This is a genomic window from Longimicrobiaceae bacterium (assembly GCA_035696245.1).
Taxonomy (GTDB): Bacteria; Gemmatimonadota; Gemmatimonadetes; order Longimicrobiales; family Longimicrobiaceae; genus DASRQW01.
The window spans coordinates 1-5,514 of sequence record DASRQW010000362.1; the positions used below are offsets into that span (position 1 = coordinate 1).

5 protein-coding genes are annotated in these 5,514 nt (G+C 69.5%); 4 read left to right on the forward strand and 1 reads right to left on the reverse strand.

The annotated features are described in order from the left end of the window. The first annotated feature begins 181 nt into the window (after positions 1-181). From VFE05_16495 to VFE05_16510, 4 genes are all read left to right on the forward strand, one after another. On the forward strand, positions 182-1,336 hold the full coding sequence (locus tag VFE05_16495) for an exonuclease SbcCD subunit D (GenBank protein ID HET6231675.1): 1,155 nt from the start codon (positions 182-184) through the stop codon (positions 1,334-1,336). Between the two features lie 3 nt (positions 1,337-1,339). Next, on the forward strand, positions 1,340-3,781 hold the full coding sequence (locus VFE05_16500) for an SMC family ATPase (GenBank protein ID HET6231676.1): 2,442 nt from the start codon (positions 1,340-1,342) through the stop codon (positions 3,779-3,781). Between the two features lie 94 nt (positions 3,782-3,875). After that, on the forward strand, positions 3,876-4,157 hold the full coding sequence (locus tag VFE05_16505; GenBank protein ID HET6231677.1) for a hypothetical protein: 282 nt from the start codon (positions 3,876-3,878) through the stop codon (positions 4,155-4,157). A gap of 120 nt (positions 4,158-4,277) precedes the next feature. Then, positions 4,278-4,628: a hypothetical protein gene (locus VFE05_16510; GenBank protein HET6231678.1), complete on the forward strand. Its 351-nt coding sequence runs from the start codon at positions 4,278-4,280 to the stop codon at positions 4,626-4,628. Positions 4,629-4,714: 86 nt separating this feature from the next. On the opposite strand, the gene VFE05_16515 is transcribed toward VFE05_16510, so the two are convergent. Then, positions 4,715-5,514, reverse strand: an 800-nt coding sequence (locus tag VFE05_16515; protein HET6231679.1) for a hypothetical protein, incomplete at its 5' end; no start/stop codon positions are given.

Consider the following 5,514-nt stretch of genomic DNA (forward strand, 5'->3'; position numbering starts at 1 on the left):
AACCCTCGTGGGTTGAAAGCGGATGATGGCGGCGCAGACGCGCGGCCGCTCCCGCCCCTCCCACCGCGCCGCATGCCAGGCGGGCGCCGCGTGTTGCACCGCCGCGCCCGGCGCCGTACGATTCCCGAAGGCCGCGGAACCCTTCCGCCGCCCCGTCTCCGAACATCCGCCGCCCGCGCACGTGAAGATCGCACACCTGGCCGACCTGCACCTCGGTTTCCGCGCCTACCACCGCGTTACCCCGCGCGGCGTGAACGTGCGCGAGGCCGACGTGGCCGACGCGTTCCGCCGCGCCGTCGCGCGCGTGGTGGACCTGCGGCCCGACCTGGTGCTGGTGGCGGGCGACGTCTTCCACACCGTGCGCCCCTCCAACACCGCCATCGCCGACGCCTTCCGGCAGCTGTGCGTGCTCACCGAGAGCCTGCCCGGCGTGCCCGTGGTGATGATCGCGGGCAACCACGATTCGCCGCGCTCGTCCGACACGGGCAACATCCTCGCCCTCTTCCGCGAGATCGACGGCGTCACGGTCGTGGCGGAGGACTGCCGGCCCGTGCATCTGCCATCCATCGACACCGCCGTGCTGTGCATGCCGCACAACTCGCTGGCGACGGAAGATGTGGTGACGATGCAGCCCGACCCGGCCGCGAAGCACAACGTGCTGATGCTGCACGGCACGGTGGGCGGCAAGGTGGCGGAGGAGAAGATCCGCTACGTCAGCGAGTACGGCGGCGCGATCGTGGAGGACACGGCCATCGGGCCGGAGCGGTGGGACTACGTGGCGCTCGGCCATTACCACATCGCCACGGACCTGGCGCCGAACATGTGGTACGCCGGCGCCATCGAGCGCACGTCCACCAACATCTGGCAGGAGCAGGGCGAGAAGGGCTTCCTCCTCTTCGACACGCAGACGAAGCGGGCGGATTTCCATCCCGTCGAGACGCGCGCGGTGGTGGACCTGCCCCGCATCTCCGCCCGCGGTATGACGGCGGCGGAGGTGGACGAGGGCATCCGCGCGGCCGTCGAGCGCGTTCCGGGCGGCATCGGGGCGAAGATCGTCCGCCTGGTCGTGGCCGACATGCCGCGCCACGTGGTGCGCGAGCTGAACCACAAGCGCATCCGCGAGTGGAAGGCCGAGGCGCTGCACTTCCACCTGGACGTGCGCCCGCCCGAAGTGCGCCGCCGCGCCGCGTCTGGCGCCCCGGTGCGCAGGCAGACGCTGGCGGAGCAGGTGGCGGGCTTCCTGGAGAGCCACTGGACGCCGACCGCCGCGGGCATCGAGCGCGAGCGGCTGGTCGCTCTGGGCACCGAGTACGTCCGCCGCGCCGAGGAGGGCTGACGCATGCGCCTCATCTCGCTGCGCTTGCGCAACTTCCGCCAGCACGCCGACACCCGTATCGAGTTCCGGCCGGGGCTGACCGGCATCATCGGTCCCAACGGCGCGGGCAAGTCCACCATCCTCGAAGCGATCGCCTGGTCCATCTACGGCTCGGCGGCGGCACGAGGGACGAACGACACCATCCGGTTCGCCCGCGCCGGCAACAGGGCGCGCGTGGAGGTGGAGCTGGAGTTCGCGCTTGGGGGCCACGAGTACCGCGTGGTCCGCACGCTCTCCAATGCCGAGGTCTTCCTGGACGGCGGGCTCGCTCCCGTCGCGACGACGCTGGGGGGATCGACTGCGTTCCTCCAGCAGCGGCTGGGGATGAGCCGCGAGGAGTTCTTCAACACCTACTTCACCGGGCAGAAGGAGCTCGCCTTCCTGGCCACCATGGGTGGCACGGAGCGCGGGCGCTTCCTGTCGCAGGTGCTTGGATACGAGCGGCTGCGGCGGGCGCAGGACCTGGCGCGGGCGCGGCGCAGCGAGCTTCGCAGCGAGATCAAAGGCCTGCGGGCGGCGCTGGGCGACATCGAAGTCCTGGTGACCGAGCGGCTGGCGGCGGAACGGCGGGTGGGAGATGCGCTCGCGGCGATGAAGGCCGCCACCGCCGCCACGGACGATGCTGCTGCGGCGGAGCGCGCGCTGCTTCCCAGATGGGAAGAGGCCGGCCGCGCTCGCGACCGCCATCGCGAGCTCGCCCATGCTGCCGAAACCGCCGCCCGCGAGCGCGACGAGGCTCTGCGCGACCTGGCTCGCGCGGACACGGAGCTTGCCGCCATCGCGCAAGCGGAGACGGAGCTTGCGCCGCTGCGCGCCCGCCTCGCGGACCTTCCCGGGGCGGCCACCGAGTGCGAGCGGCTGGCGGAGATGGCGCGCCGCGACGAGCGTCGCAAGGCGCTGGTCTCGCAACTGGCGGAGATGGAGGCGGAGCTGGAGCGCTCGCGCGAGCGCCTGGCGCAGCTGGAGAGCGCGCCGGATCTGGAGAAGCGGTATGCCGGCGAGCTGGACGCCCTGCGCGCCGACCGCTCGTCAGTCGAGGCGGAGCTGGAAGAGCGGAAGACGGCGTGGCTGCGCGACCGGCAGGACGCGCAGACCAAGCTGACGGCGTACCGCGACCGCGGCGTGGAGCTGAAGGAGCAGATCCGCAACATCCGCGAGCTCGGGGCCGAGGGGAAGTGTCCCACCTGCGGCCGGCCGGTGGGCGACGACTACGAGCGCCTGCTGGAAGAGCTGGAGGACCAGTGGGTGACGGTGGTGCAGGACGGCAAGTGGTGGAACAGCCGCGCCGAGCAGCTCGACGCGAAGCCCGAAGAGGTCGCAGAGCTGGAGACGCGGCTGAAGTCGCTCGTGGAGCAGGTGGACGACCGCGCCCGCAAGCACACGCGCTGCGAGGCCGCCGTGCAGGAGCTGAAGACCCTCCAGGCCGAGCGCGCCAAGCGTGAGACTCGGCGCGGCGAGCTTCGGGCCGAGCTGGAGACGATCCCCTCGGGCTACGACGCGGCGCTGCACGCCCAGGCCGACGCGCGTTTGAAGGAGCTTCGCCGCGTGGAGACGCAGGCCGCGCGGCTGGAGGAGACGGCCGCCCGCCGCCCCGCCCGCGAGCGTGACCGCACCGACGCCGCCGCGCGCGAGGCCGCCGCCGTCACCCGCGCCACGGCCGCCGCGACGGAAACCGCCGCGCTGGGCTTCTCCGAGCCCGCCTTCATTGCCCTGCGCGACGAGTACAACGCCGCGGGCGAGGCCAGGCGCGCGGCCGAGCTCCGGGCCACCGAGCTTCGCGGCCAGGTGAGTGCCGCCGAGCCGGGCCTCCAGGCCGCCCGCCGCGCCGAGGAGCAGTACCGCGAGCGGGCCCGCGAGGCCGAGGAGCGCGAGACCGACCTGCGCTACCACGAGGAGCTGGACCTGGCGTACACCGAGCTTCGCTCCGAGCTGAACTCCCAGGTGCGCCCGGAGCTTTCCGAGATCGCATCCGCCTTCCTCGCGCAGCTCACGGACGGACGCTACACGGCGATGGAGATCGACGACGGCTACAACATCCTCGTGCTCGACGAGGGCGAGGAGAAGCCCGTCATCTCCGGCGGCGAGGAGGACGTGGCCAACCTCGTCCTGCGCCTCTCGCTCTCTCAGATGATCGCGGAGCGCGCCGGCCACCCACTCTCGCTCCTTATCCTCGACGAGGTGTTCGGGTCGCTCGACGTGGCGCGCCGCGACAACGTCGTCCAGCTTCTCCACCACCTGGAAGACCGCTTCGAGCAGGTGATCCTCATCACCCACATCGAAGGCATCCGCGAGAGCCTGGACCAGGTCCTCCGCGTGGACTACGACGAGCGCGCCGGCACCTCCATCGTCCGCGAGCACTCCTTCTCCGGCGAAGAGATGCCGGAAGCCGAGCTCGCCGCGGACTGACGATTGCCTGCACCTGGTCTCGGTTTGACGGCTAGCTGAATCTGTGTATACTTATCGTGTACTGGTAAACGTACACACAAGCAAGGGTCGGGCGATGCTTAAGATCAAAGGGTCTCAGGCCACGGTCGCAACCACCAGCGAAGTTCGGCGCAACTTGAAGACCATCTTCGAAGAGGCGCGCACCTCCCGGGTGTTTGTGACCAGCGACGGTGAGTTGGTTGGTGGAATCATCGGTCCGGAGATGATGGAGATTCTGGACGAGGCGCTAGCAGACCGGGAGTTGGTGGAGGTCTCTTCCCGCCGCCTCGCCGAAATCCGCGCAGGAAAGCAGAAACTGCTGGACGAAGACGAGTTCTGGGCGAAGGCAGGTCTTTGACAACGCCCCCCTTCGCCGAGTATGGGACGTCGTAAGGGTGATCCGGCACCACCGCGTCGAATCTCCGCGGAGCCGGGTGGTGCAGCTGGACCTTGGCGCATCCGCTTCGCCGAGGGAATATTGAGCGCCGACCTCCGCGAGGTGGGCCATGCTGCGCTGTCCCTAGCGCGGACAGTCATCGAGAAGAAGCTGAAGGCCGACCCCGAGCAGTACGGAGCGCTGCTGCGTTCTCCGCTTTATCCGTTGTACAAGCTCAAGGCTTCGCATCTCCGCATCGTCTATCACGTGGAGAAACCCTCGCGGGAAGTCTGGATCTTGATGATCGGCAACCGGCGCGACATCTGGAATGAAGAGAGTGACGAGATCCTTCGCCGGATGAGCGTCGCCCGCGTGCAGATCGACGCGAGTCGCGAAGCCACCAAGCCGGACCACGACAAGCGCGCATCGGAATCTCGGCGGAAGCAGCGCTGACACCAGTGCAAGCAACGAAGGCCCGCCTCTCGCGAGACGGGCCTTCGTCATTCCTGCCGTTCATCTGCCGAAAGGCCGTGCGGAACCTACCGCTCCGAGAGCTTCATCCAGTTCTCGGCCATGTTGTAGTCGCGGTTGGCCTGCACGGTGTCGCCCTTCTGCGCCTCGGCCTGGGCGAGGGAGAGGTACGCATAGCCGTAGTACGTGGGGATGCCGCGCGTGGCGTCGTCGGCCCAGTGCGGGCGGTGCACAAGGTCGTGGTATTGGAACGTCTTGTCCAGCAGCGCGCGAGTCCGCCCCGTGTCCATGTAGGCGCCGTAGATGCGGGCGTACTGCGTGTTCTGCGGCATGGGCGTGAACCCGGCGGCCTCCTGCGGCGTGATCAGCTTGTACGCCACGCCCTGCCGCACCACGTTCTGCCCCAGCCCAAGCTCGTTGTGCGCGTTGGTGGTGGCCGCGAAGTACACCGGCCGGTCGCCCCAGGCGGACTTGATGAGGTTGAGCGCGAAGATCTGCGCCGGCAGCAGCTCGGTGCCCGCCGGAAGGTGCGCCTCGATGCCGCGGGCGCTGAACACCACGTCCTGCTGCAGCGGCATCACCGGCGTGCTGGCGATGCCCAGGATCTCCTGGTCGTTCAGGTCCAGGATCGCCTTGCGCGGCTTAGCCGGGTTGCCGTAGAACGCCGTCGTAGCCGTGGGCACGAACGGCCGCTGGCAGATGATGCGCGTGGGGTCGGCCTTCCACTCGTCCGGCGTCCTGCACGGCCGGCTCAGGTCGCGGAGCTGGCGCGTGTACCAGTCGGTGTTCAGGTACGACATCACGATCACCGTCACGTCCTGCCGCACGCCCTCGACCTCCTGCGCGTACCACAGCGGGAAGGTGTCGT

Excerpts from the sequence above, each read along its gene's own strand:
- VFE05_16505 (HET6231677.1), top strand. The coding sequence starts at position 3,876 with ATGCTTAAGATCAAAGGGTCTCAGGCCACGGTCGCAACCACCAGCGAA.
- VFE05_16500 (HET6231676.1), top strand. The coding sequence starts at position 1,340 with ATGCGCCTCATCTCGCTGCGCTTGCGCAACTTCCGCCAGCACGCCGAC.